The following is a 17,917-nucleotide window of genomic DNA, read 5'->3' as shown; positions in this document are numbered from 1 at the left end:
GTCGCACGGTTCCCGTGACGGCGGTGGCCCAGGAGCACTCCCAGGGTGCCCGCCGCGCTGCCCGCCGGTCGTCACTCGTAGCGGGTGAATATCGGGGCTCGAAGGCCCCGAGAAACCGGCACGGTCAGCCTGCCGTCACACTGGTCCGTCCGGGCCGCGCCAGGTCACCCCGGTCTGTCTGGAGTACTCGGCGACAGCCGCGCCGATGGTCGGCAGGAATCGCGACGGGTCGATCGCGCGGGACAGCTCGTAGCGCTCGATCTTGGCTCGCACCGGGTCCTTCATCTCCGCGAAGACCATGGACACACCACGGTCACCGAGCCAGGTGTCCAGGTCCTCGAGCATGTCGGCCGCTGTGGTGTCGACATCGGTGATCGGCTCCGAGGCCACGACGATCCAGCGCAGGTCCGGGCGGTCCTCGGCCATCGCACGCACGGTCTCGTTGAACGTCCGCGCGTTGGCGAAGATCAAGGGTGCGTCGAACCGGTAGACGACCAGCCCCGGGAGCAGCTCGGCATCCGGGTAGCTCTTGGTGTCGTGCAGCCCGGCGATCCCCTCGACCCGGCCGAGCTCGGCCTGGTGCGGCCACCAGGCGCGGCGGAAGACGTTGAGGATCGACATCCCGACCGCGATGAGGATGCCCGGCAGCACACCGAGCAGGGCGACGCCGAGCAGGGCGACGATGGAGAGCAGGAACTCCATGCGCCGTTGCAGCCACAGCCGGTGGGTGCCGGGGACGTCGGTCAGTGAGATCGCGGCCGCGACGACGATGGCTCCCAGCGTCGGCTGCGGCACGTACTGCATGAGGGCGTTGGCGAACAGCAGGACCACGGTGATCACCGCGGCGCCGACGAGGCCGGTGACCTGGGAGCGAGCGCCCGCCTGCTCGGCGACCGCGGTGCGCGACCCGCTCGTGCTGACCGAGAAGCCCTGGAAGAGCCCGGCCGCGATGTTGGCGGCACCGATCCCGACCATCTCCTGGTTGCCCTGCACGCGGTCGCCCTTGCGGGCGGCGAAGGCGGACGCAGTGGACATCGTGTCGGCGAGGGCGACGACCGCGATCGCGAACGCGCCGAGGAATAACGGCGGCAGATCGCTCCATCCGACGAGCGGGATCGTGAACGGTGGAAAGCCTTGCGGGAGAACGCCGACCGTGTCGACACCCTGTGCCTGGAGGTCGAAGGCCTTGACTGCGACGGCGGTCAGCACGACGAACACCAGCACGCTCGGCACCTTCGGCAGGAGCCGGTTGAGCAACAGGATGCCGGCCAGGGCGCCCACCCCGATGACTGCGGCTACCGCGTTCGCCTCGCCGTTGGCGAGTCCTGACCCGAAGGCCCGGATCTCAGCGAGGAGCCCGTCCGCGTCGGTGGAGAAGCCGAAGATCTTGGGCAGCTGGCCGACGATGATCGTGAGCGCGAGCCCGTTCATGTATCCGATCTGAGTCGGCTTGGAGAGCAGGTCGGCCACGAACCCGAACTTCGCGAGACCGGCGACGACCATGATGACCCCGACCATGATCGCGAGCACGGAGGCGAGCGCGACAGCGCGGGCCGGATCACCCCCTGCGAGCACGAGCGGGGTGATCGTCGCCGCGATCATCGGACCGAGCGAGGAGTCGGGCCCGAGGACGAGCACCCGCGACGGCCCGAAGACGGCATACGCGACGAGGCAGAGGATCGAGGTGTAGAGGCCCGTCACGGGCGGCAGCCCAGCCAGCTGGGCGTAGGCCATCCCCTGCGGCACGAGCAGCGCCGACAGCACCAGGCCCGCGATGATGTCCTTGGAGAGCCACGGGCGCCGGTACGACCTCGCCGCCCCCAGGCCGGGCACGTGCTCCTGCCACCCCCGTGCGGCCTCGTCGGGCCGGTCAGCGACGGCGCTCATGCGGTGCGGGTCATCGCCCCGGCGCCGGGCGCCCGGCGCGGACCCGAGTGGTCTTCGAGACCATGCAGGGCAGCGTAGTCCGCGAGCCTGCCCGCCGTCGGCGCTCCGCGACGATGGGTCCGGTCGGCCCACGATGCTTGACTGTTCGCATGGGCGACGAAGCGACCGAGCAGGCGGCCAGCTCGACGGCGGTGCTGGTCTGCCAGGGCCGGGCGGCAGCATACGGACGCTACGCACTGGGCCGGTTCCACGACTCCGTCGCTCGCGAGCTGCTCGACCCGTCCGAGCTGGCCGTGGTCGACGACGTCCGAGAGGGACGCGTGCCGCCCTCCGGACCGCAGCGCATGAGCCACGAGATGGTCCAGTGGGTAGGCGTGTCGATGGTCCCCCGGACCATCGCGATCGACGAGGCGGTCGCGCAGCACGGAGCACTTCAGGTCGTCATCCTCGGTGCCGGGCTGGACTCTCGCGCCTGGCGCATGACCGAGCTCGCCGCGGCGACGGTGTTCGAGGTGGACCACCCCGCCTCGAGCCGCGACAAGCTGCGCAGGCTCGCTGGGCGACCGGCCGTCGCCGCGACGGTCGTCCCGGTCGCCGTCGATCTCTCCCGCGACGCGCTCGCGCCGGCGCTCGAGCACGCCTCCTTCGACCGGTCGGTGAGGACGACGTGGGTCTGGGAAGGGGTCGTGCCCTACCTGAGGGCCGAGGCGGTGCGGTCGACCGTCAACCAGGTCGCGCATCTCTCGGCGCCGGGCAGCCGGCTGGTCGTCAACTACCAGGCGAAGTCGCTGCGCACCTCCGCGATGCGGAGGGTGATGCGACTCCTGCTCCGCGTGACGCGGCAGGAGGACCCGATGGCGCGCGAGCCGTGGCGCTCGCTGTGGCGACCGGACGGCATACGAAAGCTCTTGTCGGACAACGGGTTCGACGTCGAGTCCGACCTCGACCTACTCGAGCTGTCGGCCGGGCTTGACCTGCCCGCCGGCAACCCTGGTTCGCTGCGCAACGGCCGGGTCGCCATCGCCACGCACCGCTGACGGGGGTGAGCGACGGCGCGACCGGCGGAACGGCAGGTCGAGGAGCACCAGCAGCAGGTAGGCGACCGCAGACGCCGTGAGCAGGTACCACGGCCACGGCCCGAGCGCCGAGAGCAGCGTGGCCCGTTCAGGTGGTGCGGCGAGGTACATGTAGTTCGAGCCGGTGGCCCAGTCGAAGATCCCGAGCAGCACGGCGTAGGCCACGGTCAGGCCGTAGACGCGTGGCACCGCCCCCGGGCGGGGCTCCAGCCGCAGGCCCACGACGAGGTAGAGCGCAGCGATCACGATGCCGAGGTGCCCCGCCACGAACTGGAAGAACTCGAGCTGTGGGAACCCGGCGCTCAGGTCCGGCGTGATGACCGCCTGCAGGGTTCCGGCGAGCCCCCAGAAGTAGGTGAGCTCCACGCCCAGCTGCCAACCCGGCCACCAGCAGGTCACCGCAGCGACAACGAGCGCGAGGTCGCACAGGGCGAGCGGGAGCGACGTCTGCACCGACCAGCCGCCCTGCACCAGCGGGCGTGCGAGAAAGACGACCGCGTCGAGCGCCAGCACGATCGCGATCGCTCGCCCGGCCCACGTGGTCCAGGGTCCCGGCCGTCGGCGGCACCCGATGCACACGGCGACCGCGATGGCAGCCCCCAGTGCCACGGCGACCCAGTAGGCGAGCGGCGTGCTCACCCCCTCATCATCCGCCCACCGGCCCGCCTCCGGCTGAGTCTGGCCCGTTCACATCCCGTCGCGTGGGCGCACGTCACAGCGCCGCCAGCCCGTCAGGTCTGGGGTCTCGCCGTTTCCGCATCCCGTGCCTTCTCTGCGCGGCGGGTGAACAGCGACCGCTCGGTTGCGTTGCGGGTCAGCCCGGCCGCCCGCTCGAACGCATCCGCCGCTTCCGTATGCCGTCCGGCGCGGTCGAGCAGGTCCCCTCGGACTGCGTGCAGCTGGGGGTAGGCGTCGAGCGTGCCTGACGCCGCGGCCCGTTCGACGACCTCGAGCCCGCGCTCGGGTCCGTGCGCGAAGCCGACGGCGACGGCCCGGTTGAGCTCGACGACGGGTGACGGCCAGACACTGAGGAGCACCTCGTAGAGGTCTGCGATGCGAGCCCAGTCGGTGTCCTCAGGTCTCTGAGCCCGGGCATGGCAGGCGGCGATGCCTGCCTGGAGCCGGTACGGACCGACCGGCCCGTCGAGCGACTCGGCCGTCGCGAGGGCGGAGAGCCCCCGGCGGATGAGCAGCCGGTCCCAGAGGCGTCGGTCCTGGTCCGGCAGGAGCACCGCCGACCCGTCCGGCCCGACTCTGGCGGGCAGGCGCGAGGCCTGGATCTCCATGAGGGCCAGGAGGCTGTGCACCTCGGGCTCGGTCGGGACCAGCGTCACGAGGAGGCGGCCCAGGCGCATGGCGTCCTGGCAGAGCATCGGCCGGGTCCAGTCCTCGCCGGTGGTGGCGGAGTATCCCTCGTTGAAGATGAGGTAGATCGTCTGGAGCACCGATGCGAGGCGCTCAGAAAGGTCATCCGGGGAGGGAAGCTCGAAGCGAACTCCCTTGTCGCGCAAGGTGTTCTTGGCCCGAACGATGCGCTGCGCCATCGTCTTCTCCGGCACGAGGAACGCCCGTGCGATCTCCTCGGTCGTGAGGCCGCCCAGGCAGCGTAGGGTCAGCGCGACGCGGGACTCGAGCGAGAGCACCGGGTGGCATGCGGTGAAGACGAGCCGGAGCAGGTCGTCCCCGACGTGGTCGTCGAGCCGGTCGACCAGGTCGTCGCTGTCCACGCCCGGCTCGTCGTCGAGGACGTCGCGGCCGAGCACAGCGACCTTGCGCTCGAACGTTTCCACCCGTCGGTGGGCGTCGATGGCCCGTCGCTTCGCGGTCGTCATGAGCCACCCACCAGGGTTGGGCGGGATCCCGGCCACCGGCCACTGCTCCAGCGCGACGAGGAGGGCGTCCTGAGCCAGGTCCTCGGCCGTGCCGACGTCACCGGTGATCCGGGCGAGCGCCGCGACGAGTCGCCCGGACTCGATCCGCCAGATCGCCTCGATGGCCCGACGCGAGGCGGCCTCGCCCACCTGGTCACCCTCCACCCCGACGACCCTACGACCCGCAACACACCGAGCAGTCGCGAAGTCTGACGGTTATTACCGGCATACCTTGCGACTGCTCGGTGTGTTGCGACTGGGCAGGCGGGACGCCCGGGTCGTCACTGCGGTGGCGCGAAGTCCTCCGGGCCCATGACCTTGAGGACCTCGGACTCACCCTCCCAGCCGGGCCAGAGGTCGACGTGGAGCTTCATGAAGCGGGAGGTCCACTCGACGGCCTCCTCCTTGGACCGCACCTCGTAGACCGCGTAGGAGATGTACTCCTTCGCCTCGGTGAAGGGGCCGTCCATGACGGACAGCTCCCCGCCGGCGACGGTGACCCGCGCCCCCGCCGTGCTGGGCGACAGTCCGGCGGTGTCGAGCAGCGCGCCCGAGGCCGTTGCCTCCGCGCCGAGGTCCACGATCGCGGCCATGAGCCCTTCGGGAGGCGGGGCGGCCGGCCGGGTGCCCTTGAGGATGATCAGGTAACGCATCGGAGTCTCCTTGTCCTAGAGTCGATTTCAGTGTGGTCAGTCGGTTTGGTCGGTCAGTGTGGTCGGTCAGGGTGGTCAGTCGGCGAGCGACCGGTACTCGTGGACCGCGATGACGGCGAGCCAGGCGAAGACGAGCACGACGGCCGCGGTGAAGAGCAGGTTGGCGGCGACGCTACCCGCGCCGGAGGCGACGCAGAGGAACCCGCCGAGGAAGACGACGCCCGTGGCTCGGGAGAAGACCGCAAGACCGCGCTCGCCGTCTGACGTGAGCCGCCGGGCGATGACGAAGCACGCGGCCGCGATGGCACTGAACCCGACGCCCGCTGCCGCGAAGTGCAGTATGCCGTGGGTCGTCACGGTGCCGACGCCGTCCGGGGTGCCCGCGGGGAAGCCGAGGGCAGGGTCGGCGCGGAAGATGCCGGCCGCCACGAGGCAGGCGCCGAACGTCGCGACGAGCCTGGGCGCCCAGCGGGCACCTGGGCCGCTCGCGAGGGCACGACGGAGTCCGACGGCGAATGCGACGATCATGAATCCGGTGAGGACGAAGTTCGCCACCTGGAGCCAGCCGAGGTCGCCGTTCTCGAGGAGGCTCCACTGGTGCCGGGTGAAGTCGAAGCCGTCGCGGGTCAGGCCTTGCACGACCGAGGTCACGACGTAGAACGGGCCCGCGACGGCACCCCAGCCGAGAAGTGAACGGGTGACGTGGGTCGGGGTCCAGCCGTCGTCGCACGAGGTGTGCGCCGACGACGGGGTGCCGGCGGGGCGGGTGATGCTCATGGCGGTCTCCTTGCGGTGTGGCGGCGGCCTCATGCCGCTGCTGTCACCCCCTCCACGATCGACAGCACGCCCGATCTACATCACTTGCGAGAAAAGCTGAGTCAGCAGCAGCCGGAGCTGGAGACCGCCGCCCACGCCTGGGTACCGTGCCGTCATGGACATCTCGGAGTGGTGGCCGAAGCTCTCCGACCCGACCCGCGCGTGGCTGATGGCGCACAACGGTGAGCCGCTGACCGACGATGTCGCGCGCCAGATCCTGGCAGTGACGTCCGGCGCGACGGACCCGGCGTGGTGGGCGGGCGACTCGGCCGACGGCCAGTCCCAGCTCTCCGACGAGGCGGTCGACTGGATCGAGTCCGCCGCCAACGACGAACCCGAGCTGCCGTAGGGCCACACGCGCGTCAGTCTCCAGCCGGGCCGCCGCGCAGGTTGCGGGTCCGCGGAACCAGGACGACCATGGCAGACGGGCATTCCCTTCGGCCGAGGAGGAACATGAGCGTCTACCGAGTGACCGAGCTCATCGGCACCAGCACCAGTTCGTGGGAGGACGCCGCCGCGGTGGCGGTCCGACAGGCCCAGCAGACGCTTCGCGACCTCAGGGTCGCCGAAGTCGTCGCGCAGGACCTGACCATCGAGTCCGATGGCTCCTTCGTCTACCGGACCAAGCTGCAGGTGTCCTTCAAGTACGACAGCGACTAGCTTCCCCCGTGACGGGCCGCGCGAAGCGCGGTCTATCGTGCAAGGGTGACCACGCCGGACGACGCGCCGGACGACGCCCTGTCGTCGACGCTCGATGCGGTCGTGCAGCTGCGCCTGGCCGTCGAGGCAGCCCGACTGGGCGTGCCTGCCGGCGGGTCGATCCACCCGAACCACCGCGCTGGTGCGGAGAACCTCGCGCGCTACCTCGAGGTGCGCCGGCGCGACATCCGCGAGCTCCAGGACGCCTTGTCGCGCCTCGGGCTCTCCTCGCTCGGCCGCCTCGAACCCGACGTCCTCGGCACCGTGCGCGCCGTGGAGGCGGCGCTCTGGGCGATGTCGCCACAACCCCAGGGGTATGCCGTTTCGCCGGGTTCGGACGAGGCGACCCGAGGCGCCGCGCTCGTCGGTCTCGACCGGCTCGAGCTGGCCAGGGCGAGCATCGACCTGCTGGGCCCACCGACCCCGGGCCGGGCGACGCGGATCATGGTGACGCTGCCGAGCGAGGCAGCCGAGTCGCCCACCCTCATCGACGCGCTCGTCGACCGAGGCGCCGAGCTGCTCCGCATCAACTGCGCTCATGACGGCCCCGAGCAGTGGGCGTCGATGGTCGGCAAGGTGCGGCACGCCGAGCGGCGGGTTCGCCGTCCGATCAAGGTGGTCATGGACCTCGCCGGTCCGAAGCTGCGCACCGGCCCGATCGAGGCCGGGCCGCCGGTGCTCAAGGTCAGGCCGACCCGGGACCCCTTTGGACGCGTCGTCGAGCCGGCACGTGTCTGGGTCACGACCGCGGACGGACCTGCGCCTGATGGCGCCGCACGCCTGCCCGTCACGGACCCCGGCTGGCTCCAGATGCTGGCGGTGGGCGACCGGGTCGGGCTCGTGGACGCCCGCGGACGCCGCCGGACGCTCTCCATCGTCACGGTTCGTAGCGATGGAGCGATGGCGACGGCCGAGCGGACCTGCTATCTCGTCCCCGGGCTCGAGCTTCGGGCCCGCGACGCGATAGTGACCTCCGTCGACATCCTCCCCGACCGCGAGCAGAAGCTCTTCGTGCGGCCCGACGACGTCATCGAGCTCGTCCCCGATCTGACTCCGGCGCAAGCGGATTCGCGTCCGCTGCGCATCGGGTGCACCTTGCCACAGGTCTTCGAGGACGTGGCCGCAGGCGACCGCGTCTGGTTCGACGACGGCAAGATCGGCGGGACCGTCGAGAAGGCCGGCGCCGACGTCGTGTCCGTCCGGGTGACCGAGGCGGGCCCTGGGGGCGCGCGCCTCGGCGCGGGGAAGGGCATCAACCTACCGGACACGCACCTCGACGTCCCCGCCTTGACCGGCGAGGACCGCGCCAACCTGGCGTTCGTCGCCGCGCACGCGGACATCGTCAGCCTCTCGTTCGTGCGCGAGCCCGGTGACGTCCGCATGCTGCAGCAGGAGCTGCACGCCCTCGGCGCCGACGGCCTCGGCATCATCCTCAAGATCGAGACGGTGTCCGGCTTCGCCAACCTCCCTTCGATCCTGGCCGAGGCCCTCGTGAGCAGGGACGTCGGCGTCATGATCGCCCGCGGCGACCTTGCCGTCGAGGCCGGCTACGAACGCCTGGCGGAGGTGCAGGAGGAGATCCTCTGGCTGTGCGAGGCGGCCCACGTTCCGGTGATCTGGGCGACCCAGGTGCTCGACACGCTGGCCCGCACCGGACGCCCCTCGCGGGCCGAGGTCACCGACGCTGCGATGTCTGGGCGAGCGGAGTGCGTGATGCTCAACAAGGGGCCGTACATCACGCATGCCGTCGAGCTGCTCGACGACATCCTGCAGCGGATGAGCGGCCACCACGACAAGAAGCGGACCCTCATGCGGCACCTGCGCTCCTGGGACGACGCCTTCATGACATCGCCGGCCGACCGGACCGACTGACCACGCGGCTGTACCGTCCAGGCCGACCGGCCGGCATACCCGTGTCCTGTGCGGACTGGCGGTCCGTCGGGCTCGCGCAGATCATGGTCGGGTGAAGCTGAAGCTCGACCTGCACGACATCTACAACCGCGGCGACGAGATCGAGCGCGCACTCCACGCCGTCATCGACGAAGCGGTGGCCAAGAAGGCGCCGCTCGTCGAGATCATCCCGGGCAAGGGATCTGGTCAGCTGAAGAAGCGGGTGCTTCGCTTCCTCGACCGCAAGGACATCAAGCCGCTCTATCACCGCGTGGAGAAGGACTCCGACAACTTCGGCCGGGTGTTCGTCCACTTCCGATGGAAGTAGCCGGCGCCTCGGACCCAGCCGTCAGAGCCAGCTCGGTGGCGTCGGCACGACGACACCGACGACATCGGAGTGCCGACCGATCTGTCCGAGCTGGATCACCGAACCCGACCCGATCTGGGCGGCCTGCTCGAGGCACTCGCGACCAGTGCACCAGTGGGCCGGCACGCCGCCCTGGTCCTGGCGCACCGCCATGAACATGGTGCTGGCCATGATCTTTCCGGAGCGGGTATGCCGTTCGGCCGGGTCCTGGTAGACGACCACCGTCGGCGGCACGGTCCCGGGGGCGTGTGCGGTGGCCGCTGCTGCGATCGCGGCGTACTGGCTTCGGACGAGCTGGTGCTCGCCGATGTCGGCACGCCACGTCAGGACCCCGCCGACGGCCAGCGCCGCGAGCGTCACGGCCGCGACGGCATCGACCGGCTGAGCGCGTCGGATGCGGAGACCGGCACGTAGTCGCGCCAGGGGACTCTGCATCAGACGCCGCCGCTGCCCGAGCACCAGAGTGACCGGCAGCACGGCGACCAGCCACGTCCACAGCTGTCCCCGCGCGTCCGTGACGACGCCTGTCGTGAGCGTCTGCGCGACGTCGAGACCGCAGGCGACGCCGAACGCGACGAGGAGGCGCCACAAGCGGGGACGCACGTCGGCGTCGAGGCAACCAAGGCCGATCCCGACGACCCCCGCGAGCGCGACCCACCACTGGGCGGCCCACAGGGACCCGGCCGCGGTGAGCCAGCGCTGGACGTTGACCTCCAGGGAGTGAACCGAGTGCAGCGGGTTAGGCTGGCGCCAGGAGGCGAGCTCAAGACCGAATTGCCCGTTGACGATCCAGTTGAGCGTGTAGGCGACGCCGACGCCGACCGCGAAGGCAGCCACCCACGTCGCGACGACCGAGAGCACTGTGCGCCATCGGGCCTCGCGGAGCACCACGACGGCGAAGACGAGCAGGAGCACCCCCACCGGCGGGTAGCTCAGCACGGCCGCGACCTCGCCGACCACGAGCCAGACTCCCAGCCGCCGACCGGAGCGCGCTGCCCAGGGCAGCAGCCAGATGGCCGCAGCGGCGACGAGGACCGACGGCGTCAGCGCGCCGGGCCAGTAGAGCAGCTGCACCCACACGCACGAGGCGAACAACGCGATGCCGAGGAGGACATCGATGGCGGGCGCGGGACGGATCCCGGAGCGGTGAAGCACCCGCCACAGGCCGGCGACGAGTGCGGCATAGCCGACGGCGTACGTGAGGGACGCCGTCGTGGCATTGCCGTGCTGGCCGACGAGGTCCCACCATGCCGGGTTGAGCCAGCGTCCCTCGCTCTGGTCGTAGTAGCCCGGTGACATCACCCCCAGCGTGTGCGCCGGGACCAGGAACGGCCAGTCGTCGTTGCGGATGAACGGGGTGACCGCCTGGACGACGGCCTCCGTCAGGAGGAACGCGACGGCTATGACGGCCGGGGCCAACGCGCGGCGTTCCGACGTCGGCGGCAGCAGGCGCGATCGCCTGGCGGTAGGGGGAGCGAGAGTCTGGGTCGTCATCGTGGTTGAGGCGCTCGGTCGATCATGCGGGGAGGTCGGGGTGCCACGGCGTCGACCCCGTGACTCCTTCGACCCTAGATACCCGAACGTCTCCAGAACGCCGACCCCGGCGAACCGGCAGGCACCTCGCAGCCACCTCCCGGATGCCGACGGAAGTCCGGGAGCAGTCTGCGGCGAGCCTTTCCGCCGGCTGCATGGAGCCTGGGTGCAGGATCGAATCCCCAGACCCCGAGCGAGGCGCCGATGATCGAGATCCTCAACCCCACCGAGCTGACCCGAGCGAGGGAGACCGGCGCCCTGGTCGCCGGCATCCTGCAGACGCTCAAGAGCCGCAGCAGCGTCGGCACGAACCTCCTGGACATCGACCAGTGGACCAGGAGCATGATCGTCGAGGCCGGAGCGGTGTCCTGTTACGTCGACTACGCGCCCTCCTTCGGCCGCGGCCCCTTCGGCCACTACATCTGCACGTCGGTCAACGACGCCGTGCTGCACGGACTGCCACACGACTATCGGCTCGCCGACGGCGATCTGCTGTCGCTAGACCTCGCCATCTCCAAGGGTGGCGTTGTCGCGGACTCTGCCGTCAGCTTCGTCGTGGGCGACTCGCGGCCCCGCGAGAGCCTCGCACTGATCAGCGCAACCGAACGCGCGCTCCACGCCGGGATCGCCGCCGCCGGTCCGGGGGCTCGAATCGGCGACATCTCCCACGCCATCGGCTCGACCCTCCACGACGCGGGGTATCCGATCAACACCGAGTTCGGGGGTCATGGCGTCGGGTCGACGATGCATCAGGAGCCGCACGTGTCGAACACCGGACGACCCGGGCGTGGCTACCGGCTGCGCCCGGGCCTGCTGCTGGCGCTAGAGCCCTGGGTCATGGCGGACACCGCCGAGCTCGTCACCGACGAGGACGGATGGACGCTCCGCAGCGCGACGGGCTGCCGGACCGCCCACAGCGAGCACACGATCGCCATCACCGACGACGGAGCCGAGATCCTCACCGCACCGGCGCAGGCGCACGCCTGACGCCGGGTCGATGTGTTCGCGCGCGCTATAGGACGCGGGATCACATCAAATCGGAGTTGCGCACGAAGGGATCTGGTCGGCAGATCAGATCGGCGACGAGGCCAGTCCAGCCGGTCTGGTGGCTGGCTCCGAGGCCCGCACCGTCGTCCCCGTGGAAGTACTCGTTGAAGGTGACGTTGTCCCTCCACCGTGGGTCGTTCTGCAGCTTGTCCACCTGGCCGTGGCAGGGCCGGCGGCCGTCTGCGTCCCTGAGGAACAGCGACACCAACCGCTGACGGAGATCGTCTGCGCAGTCGGCCAGCCCGGCTCTCCGGCCGCTGCCCGTCGGGTACTCGACGTCGAGCCCCGCTCCCACCGACCGGGCGTAGCGCTGCAGGTTGCGCACGAGGAGGTAGTTGACCGGCATCCACACAGGGCCTCGCCAGTTGGAGTTGCCGCCGAACATCCCGGAACGGGACTCGGCGGGCTCGTAGTCGACGGATACTTCGGCGCCGGCCAGCTCGAGCCATACCGGGTGGTCCAGGTGGTACCGGGACAGGGCCCGCAGCCCGTGCGGCGACAGGAACTCGTCCTCGTCGAACACTCGCGCAAGGACGCGGCGGACGGCGCCGGGAGGAATGACGCCGACCGCGAAGTCGTCGCTGCCGGGCAGCTGGATCACCCGTGCCGCCGCCGTGGGCTGCTCGTCCAGGGCTGCGAACTCGAGGAACCCGGCGAACCGCTTCTGCAGCGTGAGCAGGCGCGAGCGGAGGTCGGGATCGACGACGACCATGGCCATCAGGGGCAGCACCCCGACGATCGAGCGGACCTTGATCGGGGTCGCCTGCCCGTCGGGAGTCCGGAAGATGTCGTAGAAGAAGGCGTCCTGCTCGTCCCAGAGCCCCTGGGAGTGCATGGCGTCCACGATGAGCACGAAGTGCTCGATGAACTTCACCTCGATGTCGGTCCACGCGTCGTCCTTCTCGGCGAGGATCACGGCGATCTCGAGCATGGTCAGGGCGTAGAACGCCATCCAGCTCGTGCCGTCGGCCTGCTCGAGGCGTCCGCCCTCAGGCAGGCTGGACCGGTCGATCGCACTGATGTTGTCCAGGCCGAGGAAGCCGCCCGCGAAGAGGTGGTCGCCCTCCGGGTCCATGCGGTTGACCCACCAGGTGAAGTTCATGAGCAGCTTCGGCATCAGCCGGGCCAGGAAGTCGGAGTCGCGCCGTCCGTCGATGTCCCAGACATGCAGTGCGGCCCACGCGTGCACGGGAGGGTTGGTGTCACCGAACGCCCATTCGTATGCCGGCATGGCTCCGTTGGGGTTCTGGAACCATTCGCGGCACAGCACGAGCAGCTGGTACTTGGCGAAGGCCGGGTCGAGATGGGCCAGCGCGACGCAGTGGAACGCCATGTCCCAGGCCGCGAACCACGGGTACTCCCAGCAGTCGGGCATGGACAGGATGTCGCGGGCGTCGAGGTTGAGCCAGCCGGCGTTCCGGCCGTGGCGCCGCTCCTGCGGAGGCGGTGGCTGCGTCGGGTCCCCGTCCAGCCAGCGCTTCACGTCGTAGCGGTAGAACTGCTTGCCCCAGATCATCCCGGCGAACGCCTGTCGCGCCACGCGGCGCGAGTCCTCGTCTGCGTCCGCGGGGATCACCTCGGCATAGAACTCGTCTGCCTCCGCCTGCCGCTGGGCCAGGACGGCGTCGAAGGGCGCGCCGAACGCCGGCGACGAAGAGGGCGCGCGCAGCCGGACGCGCACGACCTGGGTCTCGCCCGGGCCGACCGTCAGCCGGTACCAGGCCGCGCCCTTGCTCCCGCTCCGGTCCGGGTTCACCGTCGCCGCGCCGGCCACGACGTGGTCGCCGATGCCGTCCTTCGGAAAGGCCGGCGAGTCGGCCGAGCCGTACAGCCGCCGGGTGTTGGTGTCGTTGTCGCAGAACAGCAGGTCGGGCAGACCGCCCAGCGGGTCGTGGTCCACCTCCCACACCAGGTCGCCGAACACCGGGTGCTCCACCGCGACCCGGGCGGGATCGGTGGACCGCAGCGACGGCGGTGCCGCGTCGACGTCCCACGACCAGGTGTTCCGGAACCACAGCTGAGGCAGGACGTGCAGCGTCGCGGTCTCGGGCCCCGCGTTGGTGACCCGGACCTGCATCAGCAGGTCATGCGGGTCCGCCTTGGCGTGCACGACGTCCACGACCCAGTAGCGGTCGTCGTCGAAGATGCCGGTGTCCATGAGCTCGAACTCCGGCTGCGAGTGGTCGCGTCTGCCGTTCTCAGCCAGCAGAGCGGCATACGGGTACTCGGCCTGCGGATAGTGGTACCGCCACTGCAGCCAGGCATGGCTCGGCAGGGCGTCGAGATACCACCAGTACTCCTTGACGTCCTCGCCGTGGTTGCCCTCGGGGCCGGTCAGCCCGAACATCCTCTCCTTGAGGATCGGGTCGCGACCGTTCCACAGAGCCAGGGCCATGCACAGGTTCTGCCCGACGTCGCTGACCCCGGCCATGCCGTCCTCGCCCCACCGGTAGGCGCGGGACCGGGCGTGGTCGTGCGGGAAGTAGCCCCAGGCGTTCCCGTCGGCGCTGTAGTCCTCGCGCACGGTGCCCCAGGCTCGCTCGGACAGGTAAGGACCCCAGTGGTACCAGGGGGTGGCGTCGTGGAGACCGTCTTCAGGATGGCCGAAGGAGTCCACTCGCAGGCGTTCGGTTCCCGGCATGAGACCTTGCTTTCTCGGGCGGCGGTGAGCTCGGCTGGGCGAGGGAGCCCGCGCCTCAGGCGAGGTGCAGGCCGGCCCTGACCTCGACGCTAACCGGTGCCTGCGCCGCTCCCCGTCATCCGGGCGGGGTGACACCGAGGCCCGGGGGAGTATGCCGCTGGGTGCCGGTGGGATCGTCAGTACTGGATGACGACGCGCCCGTCGATCTTGCCGTGCTGCATCTCGTCGAACACCTCGTTGATCTCGTCGAGACGCCGAGTGGTGACGGTGGCGTGGATGTGGCCACGGGCATAGAAGTCGAGCGCCTCGGCCAGGTCCTGACGGGTGCCCACGATGGAGCCCCTGACGGTGAGGCCCTTGAGCACGATGTCGAAGATCGACGCGGGGAAGTCGCCCGGGGGCAGACCGATGAAGACGATGGTGCCGCCCCGGCGTGACATGTGCATCGCCTGCCCGAACGCCGACGGGTGGACCGCGGTCACGAGCACGCCGTGGGCTCCGCCGGTCACCTTCTGCACCACCTCGGCCGGGTCGGCGTTGAGGGCGTTCACCGTGAGCTCAGCGCCGTGCTTCTGCGCCAGCGCGAGCTTGTCGTCGGCGATGTCGACCGCAGCGACCCGAAGGCCCATGGCCTTCGCGTACTGCACGGCGACGTGACCGAGACCGCCGATCCCCGAGATGACAACCCACTCCCCCGGCCTGGCCTCGGTCATCTTCAGGCCCTTGTAGACGGTGACACCCGCGCACAGGACCGGTGCCACCTCGACCGGGTCGGCCCCTTCGGGGATGATCGCGGCGTACTTGGCGTCGACGAGCATGTACTGCCCGAACGACCCGTCGACCGAGTAGCCGCCATTCCGCTGCTGCTCGCAGAGGGTCTCCCAGCCCGTGTTGCAGTACTGGCAGTCGCCGCAGGCCGAGAACAGCCACGCGTTGCCCACGAGCTGCCCCAGGTGAAGGTTGCTGACCCGGTCACCGAGCGCGACGACCTCGCCGACGCCTTCGTGGCCGGGAATGAAGGGCGGGCTGGGCTTGACCGGCCAGTCGCCTTGTGCAGCATGCAGATCCGTGTGACAGACGCCACTGGTGACCAGCTTCACCAGAGCCTGTCCGGGCCCCGGGGTGGGCAGCGGGACCTCCTCGATCCTGAGGTCGCTGCCGAAGGTGTGGACTACTGCCGCTTGCATCGTGGTCATGAGATCTCCTAGACGTCGTTGTCACCGGGTTCGATGCGACGTTAGGCACGAGAACGTTGCAAGCTCGTTGCACTGCGCGCCCGCGGAAGTCACGGGCGCGCCGGACGACACCCAGCGGCATACGGTCGCGGGGGTCCGTATGCCGCTGGGCTGGGCGGCCGGGTCAGGCGATGACCGGCTCGCTGTCCCGTCCGTCGACGAGCTCCGCGTTGAGCTCCCAGAACATCGGGAACAGGGCGTCGCAGTCCTCTCGGTTGCCCGTGTGGACGAGGTTCACGACACTGTCGTCCCGGCCCGCGAGGTAGTCACGGAGGTGGCCGTCACCGAAACCGTGCTGGTCGGCGTCGTCACGGGTTGCGGCGAAGTAGCACGTCTTGATGCCGGCCCAGATGATGGCACCGACACACATCGGGCAGGGCTCGCAGGTCGCGTAGATGACGCAGTCCGACAGGTCGCGGGTGCCGAGGACCCTGCACGCCTCCCGGATGGCGACGATCTCGGCATGCTGGGTCGGGTCCATGTCGCCGATCTGCCTGTTGCCGACGGTGACGATGACGTCGTCACCGCGCACCAGCGCTGCACCGAACGGCCCGCCGAGCTTCTCCTTCATCCAGTCGATGGTCGTCTTCGCAGCGTCGGAGTAGAACCTGTCTGCATCGGGGTGCATCTCGATCCTCCTTGGATCGGTTGTGCTGTCAACGGTTTTCGGGATCAGACGGCGTCACGTATCGAGCGCGCGGACCTCCTCTTGAGGCCGATCGCATAGCCGACGAAGCCGATGAAGACACCGACGAAGAACGCGAAGTTGTTCAGCTCCACCAGGAAGGGGATGCTCGTGACGAATGCGCCGAGCATCGTGACGACGAAGCTGACGGCGAGCACCGTGAGCGCCAGCCGGTTGTACCCGTTCGGGTGCTCGCCGGCGTCTCCTTCGGGGACGTAGACCCGGTCGAGGTCGAGCCGGTCGCGGCGCTCGAGGTAGTAGCCGGCCAGCATGATGCCCGCGATCGGCCCGAACATCGAGCCGATGAAGCCATAGAAGAGGAAGAGCATCTGCTGGCTCTCCACGAGCTTCCACGGCAGGATCAGCGTCCCGACGACGGCAGTGAGGACGCCTGCCGTCTTGACGTTGAACACCTTGGGGAACATCGCGGTCATCTGCAGGCCCGACGGCAGCAGGTTGGCGAACACCACGAACGCGGTCGCTCCCGTGTTGAGGGCGAGGATGATGAGGACGACCGCGACGTTGCCGCCCAGGTTGTGGTCCATCTTGTCGAAGGCATAGACGATGTTGAAGATCTCCTCGCCGAAGGCGATCTTCGTGCCGGCGATGATGGCGACCGTGACGACCGAGAACAGGACGTACGAGACGATCATCCCGAACGGCAGGCCGATCGACGGCGCCTCCACCGACTTGGCGTTGCGCGTCATGTCCGAGATGTTGACGATGGGGCCGGCCCAGTTGGACACGAGCGCACTGACGCAGGCGACGAAGACGAGCGGGCTCGCCATCGGCTTGTCCGGCGCATAGTCGAGGATGGGCCCCACGCCGCCGGCGATGTCGAACGCCCAGATCGCGGCGATGATGATGATCGCGTAGACGACAAGAGCGGACCACTTGCCGAACTGTCCGAGCGCACTGGAGCCGCTGACGAACAGCAGCACGGTGATGGTCCAGAGCAGCACGTAGGAGATGATCGTCGGCAGGTTCAGGCCCAGGAGCGAGAAGTCGCCGCCGAGCTGCAGGTAGCCCGGCCAGATCCTGCTGAACATGACGTTGAGCGCCTGCGCGCCGACGAACGTCGTCGTGCCGAAGAACACGACACCGGCGACGATGCCCCGGGCCAATGCCGGGATGACCGAGCCTCTGACCCCGAACGAGTCGCGCAGCAGCATCGCGAACGGCAGGCCGTACTTCGCGGCCGACCTGCCGTTGAGGACATATCCGACCGACACGATGGTGGCGGCGAGCATGACGGCGAGAACGACCTGCGGCACGTTCAGCCCGAGGATGAAGAACCCGGCCACGGTCATGTAGCTCATGATGTTGTGGATGGGCCCCATCCAGAGGGTGACGAAGCTGAACGTGCTCCACGTCCGTTGCTCCGGCTGGAGCGGAAGAACGTCGGCGGCATAGCCGCTTCTCGCGTACCGCGCGAGCTTGGCGTCGTCGATCCTGACGACGCCAGTGTCAACCTCGGCCCGCGTGGCCGTGGTGCTCACAGAGTTCATCGATGCTTC

The 17,917-nt window shown here is 69.6% G+C and carries 16 protein-coding genes; 6 read left to right on the top strand and 10 right to left on the bottom strand.

What is annotated here, in order from left to right; translation table 11 throughout:
• Positions 1-135 precede the first annotated feature (135 nt).
• Entirely contained in the window at positions 136-1,887 is a 1,752-nt protein-coding gene (locus ACWEOW_RS14500) for a SulP family inorganic anion transporter (RefSeq protein WP_452269913.1), read from the bottom strand.
• A 149-nt stretch (positions 1,888-2,036) separates the two neighbouring features.
• Between ACWEOW_RS14500 and ACWEOW_RS14495 the strand changes: the two genes are divergently transcribed.
• Positions 2,037-2,924 carry a class I SAM-dependent methyltransferase gene (locus ACWEOW_RS14495; RefSeq protein WP_452269912.1) on the top strand — a complete coding sequence of 296 codons (888 nt, stop codon included), beginning with the start codon at positions 2,037-2,039 and terminating at the stop codon, positions 2,922-2,924.
• Here the strand turns inward: ACWEOW_RS14495 and ACWEOW_RS14490 are convergent.
• The 4 genes from ACWEOW_RS14490 to ACWEOW_RS14475 form a co-directional block, all read right to left on the bottom strand.
• Positions 2,835-3,602 (bottom strand): YwaF family protein, encoded by a 768-nt coding sequence (locus ACWEOW_RS14490; RefSeq protein ID WP_452269911.1) that lies wholly within the window; start codon positions 3,600-3,602, stop codon positions 2,835-2,837. The two genes, ACWEOW_RS14495 and ACWEOW_RS14490, sit on opposite strands and share 90 nt — an antisense overlap.
• Before the next feature lie 92 nt (positions 3,603-3,694).
• The gene (locus tag ACWEOW_RS14485) at positions 3,695-4,999 is read right to left on the bottom strand and encodes an RNA polymerase sigma factor (RefSeq protein WP_452269910.1); all 1,305 of its coding nucleotides are present in this window, start codon (positions 4,997-4,999) and stop codon (positions 3,695-3,697) included.
• A gap of 116 nt (positions 5,000-5,115) precedes the next feature.
• Positions 5,116-5,487 carry a YciI family protein gene (locus ACWEOW_RS14480; protein ID WP_452269909.1) on the bottom strand — a complete coding sequence of 124 codons (372 nt, stop codon included), beginning with the start codon at positions 5,485-5,487 and terminating at the stop codon, positions 5,116-5,118.
• A 75-nt stretch (positions 5,488-5,562) separates the two neighbouring features.
• On the bottom strand, positions 5,563-6,264 hold the full coding sequence (locus ACWEOW_RS14475) for a DUF998 domain-containing protein (RefSeq protein WP_452269908.1): 702 nt from the start codon (positions 6,262-6,264) through the stop codon (positions 5,563-5,565).
• A gap of 154 nt (positions 6,265-6,418) precedes the next feature.
• Between ACWEOW_RS14475 and ACWEOW_RS14470 the strand changes: the two genes are divergently transcribed.
• The 4 genes from ACWEOW_RS14470 (at position 6,419) to ACWEOW_RS14455 (ending at position 9,220) form a co-directional block, all read left to right on the top strand.
• Entirely contained in the window at positions 6,419-6,652 is a 234-nt protein-coding gene (locus ACWEOW_RS14470) for a hypothetical protein (RefSeq protein WP_452269907.1), read from the top strand.
• A 104-nt stretch (positions 6,653-6,756) separates the two neighbouring features.
• On the top strand, positions 6,757-6,963 hold the full coding sequence (locus tag ACWEOW_RS14465) for a dodecin family protein (protein WP_452269906.1): 207 nt from the start codon (positions 6,757-6,759) through the stop codon (positions 6,961-6,963).
• Between the two features lie 45 nt (positions 6,964-7,008).
• Positions 7,009-8,874 carry a pyruvate kinase gene (locus ACWEOW_RS14460; RefSeq protein WP_452269905.1) on the top strand — a complete coding sequence of 622 codons (1,866 nt, stop codon included), beginning with the start codon at positions 7,009-7,011 and terminating at the stop codon, positions 8,872-8,874.
• Positions 8,875-8,965: 91 nt separating this feature from the next.
• A complete protein-coding gene (locus tag ACWEOW_RS14455; RefSeq protein WP_452269904.1) occupies positions 8,966-9,220 on the top strand; it encodes a Smr/MutS family protein in 255 nt (84 codons plus the stop codon).
• Between the two features lie 21 nt (positions 9,221-9,241).
• Here the strand turns inward: ACWEOW_RS14455 and ACWEOW_RS14450 are convergent, their stop codons facing one another.
• Positions 9,242-10,753 (bottom strand): hypothetical protein, encoded by a 1,512-nt coding sequence (locus ACWEOW_RS14450; RefSeq protein WP_452269903.1) that lies wholly within the window; start codon positions 10,751-10,753, stop codon positions 9,242-9,244.
• Between the two features lie 243 nt (positions 10,754-10,996).
• On the opposite strand from ACWEOW_RS14450, the gene map reads away from it, so the two are divergent.
• Positions 10,997-11,779, top strand: coding sequence for a type I methionyl aminopeptidase (gene map, locus ACWEOW_RS14445; RefSeq protein WP_452269902.1), 783 nt, complete (start codon positions 10,997-10,999; stop codon positions 11,777-11,779).
• Positions 11,780-11,819: 40 nt separating this feature from the next.
• Here the strand turns inward: map and ACWEOW_RS14440 are convergent, their stop codons facing one another.
• From ACWEOW_RS14440 to ACWEOW_RS14425, 4 genes are all read right to left on the bottom strand, one after another.
• Positions 11,820-14,480: an MGH1-like glycoside hydrolase domain-containing protein gene (locus ACWEOW_RS14440; RefSeq protein ID WP_452269901.1), complete on the bottom strand. Its 2,661-nt coding sequence runs from the start codon at positions 14,478-14,480 to the stop codon at positions 11,820-11,822.
• Between the two features lie 176 nt (positions 14,481-14,656).
• Positions 14,657-15,667 (bottom strand): alcohol dehydrogenase AdhP, encoded by a 1,011-nt coding sequence (gene adhP / locus ACWEOW_RS14435; RefSeq protein WP_452269985.1) that lies wholly within the window; start codon positions 15,665-15,667, stop codon positions 14,657-14,659.
• 172 nt (positions 15,668-15,839) lie between these two features.
• A complete protein-coding gene (locus tag ACWEOW_RS14430) occupies positions 15,840-16,343 on the bottom strand; it encodes a nucleoside deaminase (protein WP_452269900.1) in 504 nt (167 codons plus the stop codon).
• A gap of 44 nt (positions 16,344-16,387) precedes the next feature.
• Positions 16,388-17,908, bottom strand: coding sequence for a cytosine permease (locus ACWEOW_RS14425; RefSeq protein WP_452269899.1), 1,521 nt, complete (start codon positions 17,906-17,908; stop codon positions 16,388-16,390).
• Positions 17,909-17,917 lie beyond the last annotated feature (9 nt).

Source organism: Monashia sp. NPDC004114 (genome assembly GCF_053603855.1).
This window is presented reverse-complemented; position numbering and strand designations above follow the sequence as displayed.